Origin of the sequence: Marinilactibacillus psychrotolerans (assembly GCF_900101525.1) — a bacterium.
GTDB classification, from domain to species: Bacteria; Bacillota; Bacilli; order Lactobacillales; family Carnobacteriaceae_A; genus Marinilactibacillus; species Marinilactibacillus psychrotolerans.
In genome coordinates this window covers 22590-39908 of sequence record NZ_FMZD01000003.1, presented here as the reverse complement: position 1 = coordinate 39908, position 17319 = coordinate 22590, and the positions used below count along the sequence as shown (strand labels likewise).

12 protein-coding genes are annotated in these 17319 nt (G+C 34.7%); 2 read left to right on the top strand and 10 right to left on the bottom strand.

All coding sequences use genetic code 11. The features are described 5' to 3' along the window. The first annotated feature begins 309 nt into the window (after window positions 1-309). The gene (gene adhE, locus BLT22_RS02120; protein ID WP_091760175.1) at window positions 310-2925 is read left to right on the top strand and encodes a bifunctional acetaldehyde-CoA/alcohol dehydrogenase; all 2616 of its coding nucleotides are present in this window, start codon (window positions 310-312) and stop codon (window positions 2923-2925) included. Between the two features lie 71 nt (window positions 2926-2996). Here the strand turns inward: adhE and parC are convergent, their stop codons facing one another. Next, the gene (gene parC, locus BLT22_RS02115; protein ID WP_091760172.1) at window positions 2997-5462 is read right to left on the bottom strand and encodes a DNA topoisomerase IV subunit A; all 2466 of its coding nucleotides are present in this window, start codon (window positions 5460-5462) and stop codon (window positions 2997-2999) included. A 19-nt stretch (window positions 5463-5481) separates the two neighbouring features. After that, window positions 5482-7455, bottom strand: a complete 1974-nt coding sequence (gene parE, locus BLT22_RS02110; protein ID WP_091760170.1) for a DNA topoisomerase IV subunit B — start codon at window positions 7453-7455, stop codon at window positions 5482-5484. Window positions 7456-7794: 339 nt separating this feature from the next. Between parE and plsY the strand changes: the two genes are divergently transcribed. Next, window positions 7795-8391 carry a glycerol-3-phosphate 1-O-acyltransferase PlsY gene (gene plsY / locus BLT22_RS02105; RefSeq protein ID WP_091760167.1) on the top strand — a complete coding sequence of 199 codons (597 nt, stop codon included), beginning with the start codon at window positions 7795-7797 and terminating at the stop codon, window positions 8389-8391. A 64-nt stretch (window positions 8392-8455) separates the two neighbouring features. Here the strand turns inward: plsY and BLT22_RS02100 are convergent, their stop codons facing one another. The 8 genes from BLT22_RS02100 to ylqF form a co-directional block, all read right to left on the bottom strand. Further along, the gene (locus BLT22_RS02100; RefSeq protein WP_091760164.1) at window positions 8456-9280 is read right to left on the bottom strand and encodes a hypothetical protein; all 825 of its coding nucleotides are present in this window, start codon (window positions 9278-9280) and stop codon (window positions 8456-8458) included. Between the two features lie 59 nt (window positions 9281-9339). Next, window positions 9340-10761: an ATP-dependent protease ATPase subunit HslU gene (gene hslU, locus BLT22_RS02095; RefSeq protein ID WP_371861788.1), complete on the bottom strand. Its 1422-nt coding sequence runs from the start codon at window positions 10759-10761 to the stop codon at window positions 9340-9342. 10 nt (window positions 10762-10771) lie between these two features. After that, entirely contained in the window at window positions 10772-11311 is a 540-nt protein-coding gene (gene hslV, locus BLT22_RS02090; protein ID WP_091760158.1) for an ATP-dependent protease subunit HslV, read from the bottom strand. A gap of 54 nt (window positions 11312-11365) precedes the next feature. Further along, a complete protein-coding gene (gene xerC / locus BLT22_RS02085; protein ID WP_091760155.1) occupies window positions 11366-12262 on the bottom strand; it encodes a tyrosine recombinase XerC in 897 nt (298 codons plus the stop codon). A 166-nt stretch (window positions 12263-12428) separates the two neighbouring features. After that, window positions 12429-14498: a type I DNA topoisomerase gene (topA, locus tag BLT22_RS02080; protein ID WP_091760152.1), complete on the bottom strand. Its 2070-nt coding sequence runs from the start codon at window positions 14496-14498 to the stop codon at window positions 12429-12431. Window positions 14499-14722: 224 nt separating this feature from the next. Then, entirely contained in the window at window positions 14723-15598 is an 876-nt protein-coding gene (dprA, locus tag BLT22_RS02075; protein ID WP_176935277.1) for a DNA-processing protein DprA, read from the bottom strand. A 74-nt stretch (window positions 15599-15672) separates the two neighbouring features. Then, window positions 15673-16446 (bottom strand): ribonuclease HII, encoded by a 774-nt coding sequence (gene rnhB, locus BLT22_RS02070; RefSeq protein ID WP_091760146.1) that lies wholly within the window; start codon window positions 16444-16446, stop codon window positions 15673-15675. After that, window positions 16439-17308: a ribosome biogenesis GTPase YlqF gene (ylqF, locus tag BLT22_RS02065; protein WP_091760143.1), complete on the bottom strand. Its 870-nt coding sequence runs from the start codon at window positions 17306-17308 to the stop codon at window positions 16439-16441. The genes rnhB and ylqF overlap by 8 nt, the downstream gene beginning before the upstream one ends. Window positions 17309-17319 lie beyond the last annotated feature (11 nt).

The window sequence follows — 17319 nt, the reverse complement described above, 5'->3', positions numbered from 1 at the left end:
CCTTTATAAATTATATTATCTTCACGTTCAATATATCACAATTACTTACATCTAACAAGTGAAAATTTGAGCTATTAACTATATACATACATAAAAAAACAGTTAAAAAAATTCCATTGTGAAAGTTGTCACAAAAATGTCACAAATGTTTTTTTAGTAACCGTTTACACTATGGTATAGTCAATTTGTGATAAATACATGTTTTATTTTATACTTCTTTTAATCCTAGGAACAGAAGTAAGAATAGAACATTTTATTTTTAGCACTACATGCTCATAACTTCACAATAATTAATCGGAGGGATTTACCATGGTTCAATTAACATCAGTTAAGAAAAAAGAAGAAGTCAAAGTTGAAAATTCAATCGAAAGCATGATTGATCGCTTAGTCGGTAACGCACAAACAGCCTTGAAGGAATTAGCTTCATTAGATCAAAAACAAATTGATGAAATTGTTAAACAAATGGCTTTAGGTGGATTAGATCAACACATGCCATTAGCTAAAATGGCTGTTGAAGAAACTAAACGTGGTGTATATGAAGATAAAATTATCAAAAATCTTTTTGCTACCGAATATATCTATCATAGTATCAAGAGTGATCGTACAATTGGAGTAATTGCGGAAAACAAACATGAAGGAACTGTCTCAATAGCAGAACCTATTGGGGTTATCGCAGGCGTTACTCCTGTTACCAACCCAACTTCAACAACCATGTTCAAATCAATGATTTCAATTAAAACAGGAAATCCAATTATCTTTGCTTTCCACCCTTCTGCTCAAAAATCTAGTGTGGCAGCAGCTAAAACAGTTTACGACGCAGCAGTAAAAGCTGGCGCTCCAAAAAATTGTATCCAATGGATTGAAGCACCTTCTGTGGAAGCAACTCAAGCTTTAATGAAACACAGCGGAGTAGCAACCATTTTAGCAACCGGAGGTCCAGGCATGGTAAAATCAGCATATAGTTCAGGTAAACCAGCTCTTGGTGTAGGTGCAGGGAACGTTCCTTGCTATATTGAAAAAACTGCAAATGTTAAACGTTCAGTTAATGACTTGATTTTATCTAAGACTTTTGACAATGGGATGATCTGCGCATCAGAACAAGCCGTCATAATTGATAAAGAAATTTATACTGAAGTAAAAGACCTATTAACTAAATATGATTGTCACTTCTTATCTACAGCTGAAAGAGAAAAAGTTGAAAACTTTATGGTTTCTCCTGAAGGCAATTTAAATGCTGATATTGTTGGTAAGCCAGCTTACGAAATTGCTAAACTTGCAGGTGTTTCCGTTCCAAAAGAAACGAAAATTTTGATCGCTGAACTTGAAGGCGTAGGTAAAGATTATCCACTTTCAAGAGAAAAACTAAGTCCAGTTCTTGCAGCCTATAAAGTTAATAGTAGCGAAGAAGGAATCAAGCGTGCTGAAGAAATGCTTGCTTATGGCGGACTAGGACATTCTGCTGTCATCCACTCAACAGATGAAACTGTAATTGATGCATTTGATCGTCGCATGAAAGCTGGACGTTTAATTGTGAATGCACCTTCTTCACAAGGGGCAATTGGGGACATTTATAATGCTTACCTCCCTTCATTAACACTGGGCTGCGGTTCTTATGGTGGAAACTCAGTATCTTCAAACGTAGGAACAATGCATTTGATTAACGTAAAAACTCGTGCAAATCGTAAAAATAATATGCAATGGTTTAAATTACCACCTAAAATTTACTTTGAAAAAAATTCAGTTCAATATTTAGCAAAAATGCCTGATATTAAAAAAGCTTTCATTGTTACAGATCCTATGATGGTTAAATTAGGTTATGTAGATAAAGTTCTTTATTATCTAAGAAACCGTCCTGATTACGTTCACTGTGAAGTATTTTCAGATGTAGAACCAGACCCTTCTAAAGAAACTGTTCTTAGAGGTGCAAAAGCAATGAATGACTTCCAGCCAGACGTTATTATTGCTTTAGGTGGTGGTTCTCCAATGGATGCTGCCAAAGGTATGTGGTTATTCCATGAACATCCTGATGTAGATTTTAACGGTCTAAAACAAAAATTCATGGACATCAGAAAACGTGTTTATAAATACCCAACTCTCGGACAAAAAGCTAAATTTGTAGCGATCCCTACTACATCAGGTACTGGATCAGAAGTAACCTCATTCGCAGTTATTACTGATAATGAAAATAACATCAAATATCCATTAGCAGATTATGAATTGACTCCAGACGTAGCGATTATTGATCCTCAATTTGTAATGAGTGTACCAAAAACTGTTACCGCTGATACGGGAATGGATGTTTTGACTCATGCAATCGAAGCTTATGTCTCCAACATGGCAAATGATTATACTGATGGCCTTGCTATTAAAGCAATTCAACTAATATTCGAGTTTCTTCCTAAAGCTTACCGTAATGGTGACGATGAACTAGCAAGAGAAAAAGTGCATAATGCCTCTACTATGGCGGGTATGGCCTTTGCAAATGCATTCTTAGGAATTAATCATAGTTTAGCTCACAAGCTAGGTGCTCAATTCCATATAGCTCACGGTAGAGCTAATGCTATATTATTACCACATGTTATTCGCTACAATGCTAAAAAACCGACAAAATTTGTTTCATTCCCTAAATATGAACACTTTATTGCTGATTTACGTTATGCTGATATTGCAAGAACTTTGGGTCTTCCTGCCAGCACAACTGAAGAAGGCGTTCAAAGTTTAGTAAACGCTATTTACAAACTTGCTAAAGAATTGAATATTCCAATGAGTATCAGAGAAAATGGTGTTGATAAAAATACTTTCGAAGCAGAAGTTGATGCATTAGCTGAAAGAGCTTTTGAAGATCAATGTACAACTGCAAATCCTAAATTGCCATTAGTTACAGAACTTGCTGAAGTTTACAGACAAGCTTTCATTGGTAAATAAATAATTTAAGAATTAAACAATAAAAAGGATGTCCGCCTTAAACAGCGGACATCCTTTTTTTATTCAACTTTTCAATTCTCAGATTCATTGATCACGACTTGATCATAACGAAAGTCTACTGGTACTCCATCAGATGTTTCATCTAATAAGAATGAACCATTATTGTAACGATCACTTACTTTGTAATCTTTAGGAAGAATCGTAAATTCTTTTTGTTTATCCGTGATGATGGTAATGCTTTCTTTATTATTTTTTGCATCAATCAATAAGTTTACTCTATGAGGATTCTTTTTCAATTCTTTGAGTACATGTAATCCTCGTTTTGCTCTAGAAATTGTATCAAACTCAATTAAATTCATTTTTTTGACTGATCCTCGCTGCGTAACGAGTAACGCATTATACTGTTTCTGGTCTTGTTCAAATACTATACCAGAAATAACATAATCTCCTTTTTTTAGATCTATTGATTTTACACCAACAGCATTCGCTCCGACAACTGAAACTTCATCTAGGGGATATTTCAAGCCGAATCCCATATTACTTACTAAGAACACATCTCTAGCATTTTCGCTCTCAAGAAAATATACTGCAATCAAACGATCATCATCTGATTTTAATTTTATTCCATTAGCAGCTCTTGAACGATAAGTTCTTTTCGGTTCGTACTCGGTCGCCAATGTTTGTTTAATAAACCCGTTTTTAGTTATTAAAACAAATCGATGTTGTGAACTAAACGCACTGATTTTAAAGACCGCTAAGACTTTTTCATCTTGAGCTAAAGCAATTGATTGAGAAATATGATGTCCTAAATCCTTCCAACGTATCTCTGGAAGTTCATGGACGGGACGATTAATCACATTTCCTTTCGTAGTAAATATAACAATCTGCTGCAAAGTGGTCATTTGTTCGGAAAAGACAGGATAGTCGCCCTCACGCAGACCAATTTCTTCTGGTTTTGAAGCACCATAAGATCGTAAGCTTGTACGTTTCAGGTAACCTTCTTTTGTTACAGACACAACCACCTCTTCTTCAGCAATCAGAACTTCTGTATCAACGGTAAGTTCTTCAATCTCATCTTGAATAGTGGTCAACCGGTCTGTAGCATAAGTTTTTCTAGTTTCTTTCAATTCCTTTTTCATTACGTTATTAAGTTTTGTAGAACTATCCAATATTTCTTGGTATTGCTTAATTCGAGTTTGCAACTCGGCTTCTTCTTTTCGCAATTGAGTAATATCCGTATTTGTTAATCGATAAAGTTGTAAACTGACAATTGCTTCTGCCTGAGCTTCAGTAAATTCATATTTTGTAATCAGGTTATTTTTAGCGTCAGCTTTATTTTGACTGTTTCTGATTACTCTAATTACCTCATCTAATATTGAGATTGCTTTAATTAGACCTGCAACTATATGTTCTCTCTTCTGATCTTTACGCAATAAAAATTCTGTACGTTTTAAAATTACTTGCCGTTTATGGCCAATATATGCCTCAATAATTTGTTTCAACCCCACTTGCTGAGGTCGTTTATCATCAATTGCTACCATATTTAAGTTATAAGATACTTGCAGGTCTGTATTTTTCAGGAAATAGGTAAGAATTCCTTCAGCATTTGTTTCTTTTTTTAATTCTATAACAATTCTTAAACCCGTACGATCAGATTCATCTCTAACCTCTGCTATTCCTTCAATCTTTCGATTAATTCGAATCTCATCCATTTTCCTTACGAGGTTGGCTTTATTGACTTCATATGGAATTTCCGTTATAACAATTTGCTGCTTCCCACCACGAACTTCTTCAATTTCAGTCTTAGAACGTACGACAATTTTTCCTTTTCCAGTTTCGTATGCAGCTGTTAATCCCGCTATTCCTTGTATAATTCCACCCGTTGGAAAATCAGGCCCTTTAACAAACTGCATCAATTCTTGAGTTGTTGCTTTAGGATGCGAGATTAAATGAACTGATGCATCAATAACTTCTCCAATATTATGGGGAGGAATATCTGTAGCATAACCAGCAGAAATACCAGTTGCTCCATTAACCAATAAGTTAGGGTAACGTGCCGGTAAAACGGTAGGTTCATGTGTTGTGTCATCAAAATTCAGCACAAATTCAACTGTTTCTTTATCAATATCTGCAAGTAACTCTGCTGCTATTTTTGAAAGACGCGCTTCAGTATAACGCATAGCGGCTGGAGGATCTCCGTCCATGCTCCCGTTGTTACCATGCATGTCGATCAATGGTTCTCTCATTTTCCAAGACTGACTTAAACGAACCATAGCATCATAAACACTGCTATCTCCATGAGGATGAAAATTACCAATTACATTACCAACTGTTTTAGCAGATTTTCTAAAACCTTTATCTTGAGTATTTCCTTCTGAAAACATTGCATATAAAATACGTCGCTGAACAGGTTTAAGTCCATCTCTAATATCCGGCAATGCTCTTTCTTGGATGATATATTTACTATATCGTCCAAAACGATCACCCATTACTTCTTCTAATGTCAATTCTTGGACTTCTACTCTTTTTTCTGACATTCAGTTGTTCAAACCTTTCCTACTTTTGAGAAGTTTCGTTCTCTTCCAGCATTGTATTAGTTTCAAGAATACTACCATCTTCTTCTAGAGAAAACTCTACATTTTCTTCAATCCATTTTCTACGAGGATCTACTTTGTTTCCCATTAAGACAGAAACTCTTCTTTCTGCTTGCGCCAAATCGTCTAAGGTAACGCGTATCAGTGTTCTGGTAGCAGGATCCATAGTTGTCTCCCAAAGCTGATCTGCGTTCATTTCACCCAAACCTTTATATCGTTGGATCAGATAAGTTTTTCCGAAATCTTTTAAAGTCACATTTAGCTCTTCATCTGTCCAGGCATACGCCGTTTTTTCATTTTTCCCTTTACCTTGAGTAACTTTATATAAAGGAGGCATAGCTAAATAGATTTTCCCATTCTCAATTAATGGTTTCATATAACGGTAGAAGAAAGTCAATAATAAAACTTGAATATGCGCACCATCGGTATCCGCATCTGTCATGATAATAATTTTATCATAATTGCAATCCTTAATATCAAATTCCGGTCCTACCCCTGCTCCAATCGTATAAATCATTGTGCTAATCTCTTCATTTTTTAGAATATCTTGCATATTTGCTTTCTCAGTGTTGATGACTTTCCCTCTTAAGGGCAGTATAGCCTGAAATTTACGGTCTCTCCCTTGTTTTGCTGAGCCCCCAGCAGAATCACCTTCGACTAAGTAAAGTTCATTTTTAGCCGCATTTCGTCCTTGAGCAGGGGTCAGCTTACCAGAAAGTAGAGTCTCTCGTTTACGCTTCTTACCGTTTCTAGATTCCTCTTTTGCTTTTCGTGCAGCTTCCCTTGCTTCTCTAGCTTTAATCGCTTTGCGAACAATTTGCTGGCTCATTTCACCATTCTCAGATAAATAAAAGTTTAGTTGTTCTGAAACAACATTATCGCAAGCGGCTCTTGCCTCAGTTGTTCCAAGTTTGCTTTTTGTCTGTCCTTCAAACTGTAATAAGTTTTCTGGAATACGAACCGATATAATAATCGCAATTCCTTCTCTTACATCTGTCCCTTCTAAGTTCTTGTCTTTTTCTTTTAAAAGGCCTGTTCTTCTAGCATATTCATTGAACGTTTTTGTGATAGCTGCTTTTGTTCCGATTTCATGTGTTCCACCATCTCTAGTTCGAACGTTATTGACGAAACTCAAAACACTCTCAGAATAGCCATCATTATACTGAAAAGCACATTCTACTTCTATACTATTATTTTCTCCTTCAAAATAGGCAATAGGAGTCAATGTATCTTTTTCTTCATTGATGTAATGAACAAATTCTTTAATGCCTTCTTCATACATAAATTCTTCTTGTATATCATCTCTCTCGTCAGATAGCGTTATCTTTAGGCCTTTTAATAAAAAGGCTGATTCTCGTAGTCTTTCGGATAACAGAGAGTACGAATAATCTACTGTAGAGAAAATCTTCATATCCGGCTTAAAATGGATAGTTGTCCCGTTTTTTCGTTTAGAGACTTTCTTGCTTTCTAATTTTCCAACTGGTCTTCCGCCATTTTCAAAACGTTGTTTATATAGTACATTATCTCTTACTACTTCTACTGTTAGCCACTCAGATAAAGCATTCACAACCGAAGCACCGACTCCATGTAGGCCACCAGAAGTTTTATATCCCCCTTCTTGCCCGAACTTTCCTCCAGCATGAAGAACAGTAAATATCACTTGGATGGTTGGAATCCCAGAAGCATGCATACCCACAGGCATTCCTCTACCATCATCGGAAACGGATATACTATTGTCTTTGTTTATTTTGACATTGATTTCTGATCCGAATCCAGCTAATACTTCATCTACTGAATTATCTACGATCTCATAAACTAAATGATGTAGACCTCTTGAATCTGTGGATCCAATATACATCCCTGGTCTTTTTCTAACTGCATCTAATCCTTCTAATACCTGGATCGATGTATCGTCATATTGAGGTTTTTTTACCAATTATAGCCACTCCTTATACTTTATTCTCCAAATATAATTTGAAGAAAACAATCTTTATATTCATGTTAGAATCTATATATATTTGCTTATTGAATTTAAGCAAGCATAGTTATCTTACCATAAAGTAACGATTTATGTGAAGAACGTATGTACCTGATACAAACATATTCGCTGTTTTTGTACAATTATGATCCCTACTCCACATTCTCCAATTCTTTTACTTTATATTTTTTCACTAGAATAATCAATAATCTAATTGATTATCAATAATTATTTTTCTTTATACCTATACGTGGTATTATATTAAAAGATAGAAATTGTTTGTAAGGAGTGAAGCCTTTGTTAGAAGCGATCATGTTTCTCTTGGCATATTTATTAGGATCTATACCTTCAGGAGTCTGGATCGGTAAACTATTTTATAAAACAGATGTACGTGAACATGGTAGCGGTAATTCAGGGACAACAAATACATTTAGGGTGCTCGGTAAAAAGGCAGGAATTATTGTTCTAGTATTAGATATTTTAAAAGGGACTTTAGCTGCTCTATTACCCATGTGGCTAGGATCTGATGTTCATCCTATGGTAGTAGGTCTTTTCGCAGTCATTGGTCATGTGTATCCTATTTTTGCTAAATTTAAGGGTGGCAAAGCAGTTGCTACCAGTGCTGGTATCGCTTTAGGTGCTCAACCAATATTTCTACTTTGTCTAGCTGTCCTCTGGGGAGCAGTACTATATACTTCTAGTATGGTTAGTTTAGCTAGTATTATAGCAGTCATCATTGGAGCAATTGCTTCTCTTTTCTTAGGAGATCCTTTATTTGCACTAATTGTATGGGTCGCAATGATTATAGTGATTGTCAGACACAAGTCAAATATTGGACGAATCAAAAATGGAACAGAAAACAAAGTACCATTTGGTTTTAAAAAAAATAAGTAAATTTATCTCAACTATCATACAGAAAGCCTTCCTCTATCATTATAAATAGAGGAAGGCTTTCTTATTAGTCGAGATTTCCAAAAAGTACTTTAGTAAATAATGGATTCAAAACTTTTATATAAGTTCCTCTCATTCCCATAGATCGTTGCTCGATAACAGAGGCAGAGACTAATTTTCGTAAGCCATTAACTACTATAGATCTAGTTACTCCAATTTTATCCGCAATTTCTGAAGTAGTAAGTATCATCTCCATAGTCCCTTCACCCATATGATTAAAGACCCCTTGCAAAGCTTTAACTTCGGTAATGGAAAGTGTAGACATTGCCAATTTAGCTCCGGAAACCTGTTTATCAATCTCTACTTCAATTTTACCGTATTCTAAAGCAATTTCTATCGCAATCATTGAAGCAGCATGTTCAATAACCAAATGATCTACCTCACTGATTTTTTCTTGAATTCTCCCTACCAACAACGTACCTAACCTATCATCTGAAAGCTTTATCGGTACTATGGTAGTTAAAGCTTCAGGGTAATTCGCTCTTTTCTCCACTGGAAATATTGTTAAATTGTCATCGATTTTGATGTCTTTAATGGTCTCTTGAACATTAACTAGTCTGTGAATATAGTTATAAGGAAATGATTTATTTTCAATCAAATTCCTAACCCGTTGAGTATTTACCCGATGTCGCTCATAATATCCTAAAAGGATTCCTTCAGCATTAATCACATATATATTTGCATCTAACAGTTTACCTAAGGCAAAAGAAATACTTTTTAATGGAAAATCAATTTCTTTTGAATCATTTGAAAGAATGTATTTTGCCCAATCTTTTATGTTAGCCTGTTTGTTTAATTCTTTTATTTTGTCTAAAAAGAGTTGATTACTCATTTAATGTAGTGTTCCTTTCCTTACGAAACTAGATCATCTATCTGGATTCAGACTACAATTTAAAGAATATAACGACTAAGATCTTTATTTTCAACAATATGACCTATTTTATCATCTACATATTTTTGAGTGATCTTAACTTCTCCCATTTGCATATCTGGAGCTTCAAAAAGCAACTCTTCAAGTAGCCTTTCAAGAATAGTATGCAACCGTCTTGCGCCTATATTATCAGTTGATTCGTTTACTTCAAACGCAATTTCTGCAATTCTTTCAACAGCTTCCATTGTGAAAATCACATTAATATTCTCTGTGCTTAACAAAGCTTGATATTGTTTTACCAGTGCATTTTTTGGCTCAGTTAAGATTTTAACAAAATCTTCTTTTGTTAAATCCTTCAATTCAACACGAATCGGGAAACGTCCTTGTAGTTCTGGAATCAAATCACTTGGCTTGGAAACATGGAATGCTCCAGATCCAATGAACAAAATATGATCAGTATTTACTGTACCATACTTTGTTTTCACACTAGACCCTTCTACAATCGGTAAGATATCTCTTTGTACCCCTTCTCTTGATACTTGTCCACTATTGTTTTGACCTTTTGAAGTAATCTTATCAATTTCATCAATAAAAATGATACCAGCGTTTTCTGTGAGATGAACAGCTTCAGCATGAATATCTTCTTGGTTAATCAATTTATCTGCTTCTTCTTCCATAAAAATTTCAATTGCTTCTTTAACTGTTACTTTACGTTTGGTTTTTTTTGAAGGTTTAAATTGACCGAATGTCTCCGAAAGATCAATCCCCATTTGTTCTAATGGAGCGTTCATCGGGCTTACAGATTGCTTTTTCTCTTCAACTTTGATTTCTACTTCTCTAGAATCTAATATACCTTTTCGAATTTGATTTATTAACTCTTCTCTTTTAGATGAGATTTCTGCTGTAACTGTTTCGTCTTCTTCAACAGGTTCAGCATATAATTGATTCGGATCAATTCCCATCCCTTTAAACATACCTGCTAATGGGTTTTGATCCTGTTGTTTTTTCTCTTTTTTTATACCAGGAGCTAATACCTTTGCAATTCTTTCGATTGCTTTATTCTCTGCTCTTCCTCGAACATTCTTGCGCTGTTCTTCACGAACAATTTGTACCGATGCTTCTGTCAGATCTCTAACCATTGATTCCACATCACGACCAATATAGCCGACTTCTGTAAATTTAGTTGCTTCAACCTTTATGAAAGGTGCATCAACAATATCTGCTAAACGTCTGGCAATTTCTGTTTTACCAATACCTGTAGCACCGATCATCAAAATATTTTTAGGGGTAATTTCTTTTTGCATGTCACTATCCAGTTTCAAGCGACGATATCGATTTCTCAAGGCTATGGCAACAGATTTTTTTGCTTCTGTTTGACCTACGATATATTTATCAAGTTTTTCTACAATTTCTCTGGGTTTTAAGTCTGTTTTTGTGCTCATCATAGTCTCCTTACAATTCTTCTGAAATGATATTGTGGTTTGTATAAACGCAGATGTCTGCAGCTATTGATAAACTATTTTCTGCGATTTCTTTTGCCGATAATGGCCCGCCAAATTGTTTCAAAGCTCTAGCAGCTGAAAGGGCAAAGTTCCCGCCTGATCCTATTCCAAGAATGCCATCGTCTGGTTGGATAACTTCACCATTTCCAGAGATTAGTAACATTTCTTCTTTATTCATAACAATCAATAAAGCTTCAAGATTTTTCATCATTTTATCAGTACGCCATTCTTGAGCTAATTCTACTGCTGCCCGCATAAGGTTTCCGTTATATTGATTCAAATATCCTTCGAATTTTTCCTCTAATGTAAAAGCGTCAGCAACGCTTCCGGCAAATCCTACTAAGACTTCTCCATTGTATATTTTTCTTACTTTACGCGCTGTTCCTTTCATTACGACCTGTTCGCCCATTGTAACTTGTCCGTCTCCTGCCATTGCTGACTTACCATTATGTTGTATTGCTAATATTGTTGTAGCGTGAAATTCAGTCATATTGTACCTCCATACGTATTTGATACTATTTATTAATATAATATAAACTATCCATCAAGCTCTAGGATGATATTTTTTATAATCAGATTGTAGATGTTCTTTTGTAACATGAGCATAGATTTGAGTTGATGACAAACTTTTATGTCCAAGTAATTCTTGAACTGTTCTCATATCTGCTCCATTATCCAACAAATGAGTAGCGAATGTATGCCTAAACATATGCGGAGATATATTCGATGTTAGCGTACTTTTTTTAATAATTTGGTTCAACGTATACTGAACACCTGCTGATGTGATCTGTTCACCATGGTGATTAATAAATACGTAGGTATGCTCTTTCGCATATCTAGTCATAAGTTCAGTACGAGTTTTTTCCATATATTCTTGTAATGCAATGGAAGCATAGTGACCAAAAGGAACATATCGTTCTTTATTCCCTTTTCCGGTTACTAACATAACGCCCATCTCAAAATCTATGTCTTCTACCCTCAATCCTACACATTCGCTCACACGGATACCAGTTCCATACAGAACCTCTAAGAGCGCCATATTTCGATAATCCAGCAAGGTGGTACCTGAGGCAGCCTCGAATAACTGCTTAATTTCTTGGTCATAAAAAAAAGTAGGCAGTCGCAGCCCTTTCCTTTTCATATTTAAATAGGAGAAAGGGTTGTCATTAGCTAATTCATTATTCAATAAAAACTGATAAAAAGCTCTAAGGCTAGAAATTTTTCTAGAAATTGACGTTCTGGAATAACCTTTATCATTTAAAAAACCTAAATATATTCTAGCATCAGGTAAAGTTACAGACAAGAAATCGTCGTTTCCTGTCTCTTTCAAAAACATGGAGAAAGCTTGTATATCTTCTAAATAAGCTTTTTTTGTTAAATCTGAATAATGTCTTTCATGTATTAAATAATTCATGAATAGATGAACTAAATTTTGTTCCATTTCTACCCCTCCAACGTTCATGCTACTATAGTTTACCATAATACTATTAAGAATCGTATAAAGGAATACAAACGAAAGAGACGCTTTCACAGTGAATCTGAATTTTTATTAAAATAATAAAAACTCAGATTCTCTATACTGTTTATAAGACGTCTCTAATAATATTTTATTTTTGAATATCCTCTGCATAATCACAATTCGAGCATTTTACTTGGCTTTGTTTTTTTGTGATTTTTTCCACTAAGAAATGATCACATTTAGGACAGTTTCTACCGATTGGTTTATCCCATGATGTGAATTCACACTCAGGATAACGATCACAACCATAAAATATACGATTTTTTTTAGATTTTCGTTCTACAACTTCACCTTTTTTACATAAAGGACAAGTAATTTCCAATTTTTTAACGATCGGTTTAGTATTACGACAATCGGGAAAGTTAGAACAAGCATAGAACTTACCATATCTGCCTATTTTAATAACCATTGGATGACCACATTTTTCACAATCAAATCCTGCTGGTTCATCTTCTATTTCCACTGCTTCGATTTCATTTTCTGCTTTTTCTACTTCTTCTTTGAAAGGATTATAAAATTGATCAATAATTTTGACCCATTCTATCTTTCCTTCTTCAACAGAGTCCAAGTCTTTTTCCATTTTAGCAGTAAAGTGTACATCAACAATATTAGGGAAAAATTCTTTAATCATCTCGTTCACTATTCCGCCTAATTCAGTTGGTTCAAAACGCTTATTTTTCAAGGCTACGTAATATCTTCTCTGAATAGTTTCTAGTGTAGGGGCATACGTGGACGGACGTCCTACACCATTTTCTTCTAAAGTCTTGATAAGACTCGCTTCACTATATCTAGCTGGTGGTTGGGTAAAATGCTGTTCTGGATCAATTTTATCTAATGTTACTTCATCTTGTTCTTGCATTTCAGGCAAAATATTATCTTTTTCTTTTGACTGATCTTTATAAACAACTTGGTATCCATCAAACTTAATACTAGATCCATTGGCACGAAACATTACACTATTTTGCTCAAGATCTACTCTCATCGTATCATAAACTGCCGGTTTCATTAGACTTGCTATAAACCTTGACCAGATAAGATTATAAAGTTTATATTGATCTTTAGACAGATATTGTTTGATGTCATTGGGTCTTCTCATTGCGCTAGTCGCTCTTATTGCCTCATGAGCATCTTGTGCTCCTTCTGCATTCTTTACTTTGCGAACTTTAGAAGCAGAATACTCTTCGCCATAATCCTCAAGAATAAGCTGTGTCGCTTCAGCTTTAGCAGTTTCAGATAAACGAGTGGAGTCGGTACGCATGTATGTGATTAGACCTACAGTACCACCACGCCCTAAGGAAATTCCTTCATATAGTTGCTGAGCAACCATCATTGTTTTACGAGTCCTAAAATTCAGTTTTCCAGCAGCTTCTTGTTGCAAACTACTTGTTGTAAATGGATTCTGTGGATTTCTTTTTCGTTCTTTTTTCGTAACTTTTTTTATTGTCCATTTTTCATCTTTATCGATTCTATCTAAAATTTTATCAGTTTCTTCCTTATTAGATAGAGAAGTTTTTTTCCCATCTACACCGTAGAAATTAGCCTTGAACTTCTTACGTGTTTTAATAAAGTTTCCTTCGATAGACCAATATTCTTCCGGTTTAAAGTTCTTAATTTCTTCTTCACGGTCACAAATAATTTTTAGTGCAACAGATTGAACGCGTCCTGCACTTAATCCACGTTTGACTTTTTTCCATAGTAATGGACTTATCTGATAGCCCACGATTCGGTCAAGTACACGTCTTGCTTGTTGAGAATCAATTAGATTTTCGTCAAGATCGCGTGGATTTTTGAGAGCGTTTTTTACTGCTTCTTTAGTAATTTCATTAAATACAACACGATTTTTTTCATCTTCTCGTAGACCTAACAGAAAGCTTAAATGCCACGCAATAGCTTCCCCTTCACGATCCGGATCGGCTGCGAGATAAACTTTTTCAGCTTTTTTTGCATATTTTTTTAAATCTTTTATTACAGGTCCTTTTCCTCTAATCGTTATATAGTCAGGCTCATAATTATTCTCAAAATCAATGCCCATTCTACTTTTCGGTAAGTCTCTTATATGTCCTAAACTAGCGACTACTTTATAGTTTCTACCTAAATATTTTTCAATCGTTTTTGCTTTGGCAGGTGACTCTACAATGACCAGGTATTTATAAGCCAAATCAACGGCCCCTTTCAATTTATATAAGCTCTACTGAGTAATTTATTTGTTTGTACATTCATTAATCGTACGTTATAACTGATTTTTTCAAGTTTGAACTTTAATATCTAACACCAATTATTTTTTACGAAAGAATCGTTACTCATCATATGCCATAGAATAGGGTTTGTCAACTTGCAAGATTCATTTTTTCACAAATATCTACTATTTTACTTTCCATTCTCTTAAAATTTATAAATTAAATCTTCAATTATATCCTTGGGGGAGTTTACTGTTTTTGCACCAGATTTTATCAAATCATTTGCTCCTTCAGAAAGTTTGCTAAAGATAGATCCCGGTACTGCATAAACCTGTCGATTCTGCTCTAATGCTTGATAGGCAGTAATCAAACTACCACTTCTTTTTTTTGCTTCTACAACTATAATCCCTTCACTAATTCCAGAAATAATCCTATTTCTAAGCGGAAAATGATGCTTTAGCGGCTTTGAACCTATAGGGAATTCTGTTACTACTAAATGTTCATTTTCAATTTTTTTCTGAGTATCATAGTTACTAAAAGGATAGTATTTATCTAGTCCTGTACCAATCACAGCTATGGTCTTTCCATTTCCTTCAATTGTGGTGCTATGGGCGTAAGAATCAATTCCTTTCGCTAAGCCGCTGCTTATAATGATTCCTTGATCGACCAGAGGAGGAACAAGTTTGCTGACAACTGCTTTACCATATTCCGTGCATTCTCTTGCTCCAACAATTCCTATAATAGTTTCATTGATCCATTCTATATTCCCTTTATAAAATAATACTAGTGGCGGAAGGTAGATTTCTTTTAACATTATAGGATATTCATCATCCGATATTGTTATCCATTCTGCACCTTGTTGAAGTAATTCGTTTTTTTTCTGCTGGTAAGGAAATTTTTTTTGGAAATCTAAAAAAAAAGCTTTCTTTTGGTTAGAAAGCTTTTTTAATGGTTTTAAATCATATGAATACTGCCCGTTTTCTACTAAGAGATCTTGTAAAAAACTCCATTTTTCTTCAATAGACATTTTTGTATAGTGAGCTAGTACAAAACATATCTCTTCAAATTGATTAATTAGCATCATTTTGTCTCCTTATAAAATAATAATATATTTCCTTTTCTATATATATTATTTACATTTAAAAGACAAAATCATTAAATTGATAGCCTTTCTTTAACAGGTGCAAAAGAAAGTCTATGAATAGGGGTAATTCCCTTCTTATCTAATCCTAAAAGATGTTGTTTAGTACCGTAACCAGCATTTTGATCAAAGCCATATCCGGGATATTTCAAATGATATTCTTCCATCAGCCTATCCCGTTCCACTTTAGCGATAATACTTGCCGCAGCAATTGAAATACTCTTGGCATCACCTTTAATGATACTCTCTTGTGGTAACTGCAATGGAAGTTTCATCGCATCAATCAAAAGAAAATCAGGCATAGAATCTAGCTCTTTGACAGCTTTAACCATAGCAAGCTTACTAGCTTGATATATATTAATCTCATCTATTACGTTAGCTTCAACCAGTCCTACTCCAATTCCCAGAGCTTTTTCCTGAATCTCGTTATAAAGCAGTGTTTTCTGAGAAGTTGATAGTTTTTTTGAATCATTTAATCCTATAATTGGATTATCAGGGTCAAGAATAACCGCGGCAGCAAGTACTGGACCCGCAAGAGGACCCCTACCAACTTCATCTATTCCTGCAATAATCCGAGCACCTTGAGCGTAAGCTGACCTTTCATAATCACTCATGCGTTCATAATCCATCAGTAATTTTTCTTTTTTACTTCTTGCTTTTTCCCATTGAATTATTGCGTTCTTGACTCCTTTGCGATTATCTTTTTTGAAGTCTTGGAGCCTTGGGTCTTCTAATTCACTTATCTTTTCAAGGATTTTTTTTATTTCTTTAATTGTCAGTTCATTCATTAAAATCACTTTCTTCATTAATATCGTCTGGGGTTTCAAATGTGAATCTACCTAATTTACCATCTCGTAACTCGTGAATCAACACTTGCGCCCCTCTTTCATAGTCATCTTTAAAACCTCGTAAGCGAGTAATCTCCATTAGAAGTTCCGGAAGAGGCATCTCAGTTTCTAGTCTTTTTTCAAACTTATATCGATCTGCTAATACTCCGGGGTAATTATTAACTAAATAGGACATGCCAAATAAAGCAATATCATCTAAATGTAATAATGTATCTTTAATGGCTCCAGTAACAGCTAAACGCTTGCCCACTTCTTGATCTTCAAACTTCGGCCAAAGAATGCCAGGAGTATCTAATAATTCTAGTTCCTTACCATACTTAATCCATTGCTGCGACTTAGTAACTCCGGGTCGATTGCCAGTTTGAGCTATATTTTTACGAGCAAATCGATTAATTAATGTAGATTTTCCAACATTAGGAATGCCTACGCAAACCGCTCTAATAGCTCGAGATTTCATACCTTTAGCTTCTCTTTTTTCAAATAATTCTTTTAAAACAACTTTAGCTAATTTAATAACCTCTTTGATTCCTTGTCCCTGTTTAGCATTGATCGATATTGCATAAATTCCTTGAGACTCATAAAACTTCAACCAATCATTTACTCGTTTCATATCTGCCAGATCACTCTTCATTAAAATAGTAATACGAGGTTTATTCCCAATCATTTCAACTAAATCTGGATTTCTACTTGAATATGGAATGCGGGCATCTACTAATTCAAATACCACATCTACTAATTTTAATTTTTCTTGGAATTGACGTTTTGCTTTCGCCATATGTCCTGGATACCATTGTATTGTCATTGAATATTCTC

What these genes read in the sequence shown, in the direction of transcription:
- adhE (WP_091760175.1), top strand. Translation starts at nt 310, where the DNA reads ATGGTTCAATTAACATCAGTTAAGAAAAAAGAAGAAGTCAAAGTTGAA.
- parC (WP_091760172.1), bottom strand. Translation starts at nt 5,462, where the DNA reads ATGTCAGAAAAAAGAGTAGAAGTCCAAGAATTGACATTAGAAGAAGTA.
- BLT22_RS02100 (WP_091760164.1), bottom strand. Translation starts at nt 9,280, where the DNA reads ATGAGTAATCAACTCTTTTTAGACAAAATAAAAGAATTAAACAAACAG.
- hslU (WP_371861788.1), bottom strand. Translation starts at nt 10,761, where the DNA reads ATGAGCACAAAAACAGACTTAAAACCCAGAGAAATTGTAGAAAAACTT.
- hslV (WP_091760158.1), bottom strand. Translation starts at nt 11,311, where the DNA reads ATGACTGAATTTCACGCTACAACAATATTAGCAATACAACATAATGGT.
- xerC (WP_091760155.1), bottom strand. Translation starts at nt 12,262, where the DNA reads ATGGAACAAAATTTAGTTCATCTATTCATGAATTATTTAATACATGAA.
- dprA (WP_176935277.1), bottom strand. Translation starts at nt 15,598, where the DNA reads ATGCTAATTAATCAATTTGAAGAGATATGTTTTGTACTAGCTCACTAT.
- rnhB (WP_091760146.1), bottom strand. Translation starts at nt 16,446, where the DNA reads ATGAATGAACTGACAATTAAAGAAATAAAAAAAATCCTTGAAAAGATA.
- ylqF (WP_091760143.1), bottom strand. Translation starts at nt 17,308, where the DNA reads ATGACAATACAATGGTATCCAGGACATATGGCGAAAGCAAAACGTCAA.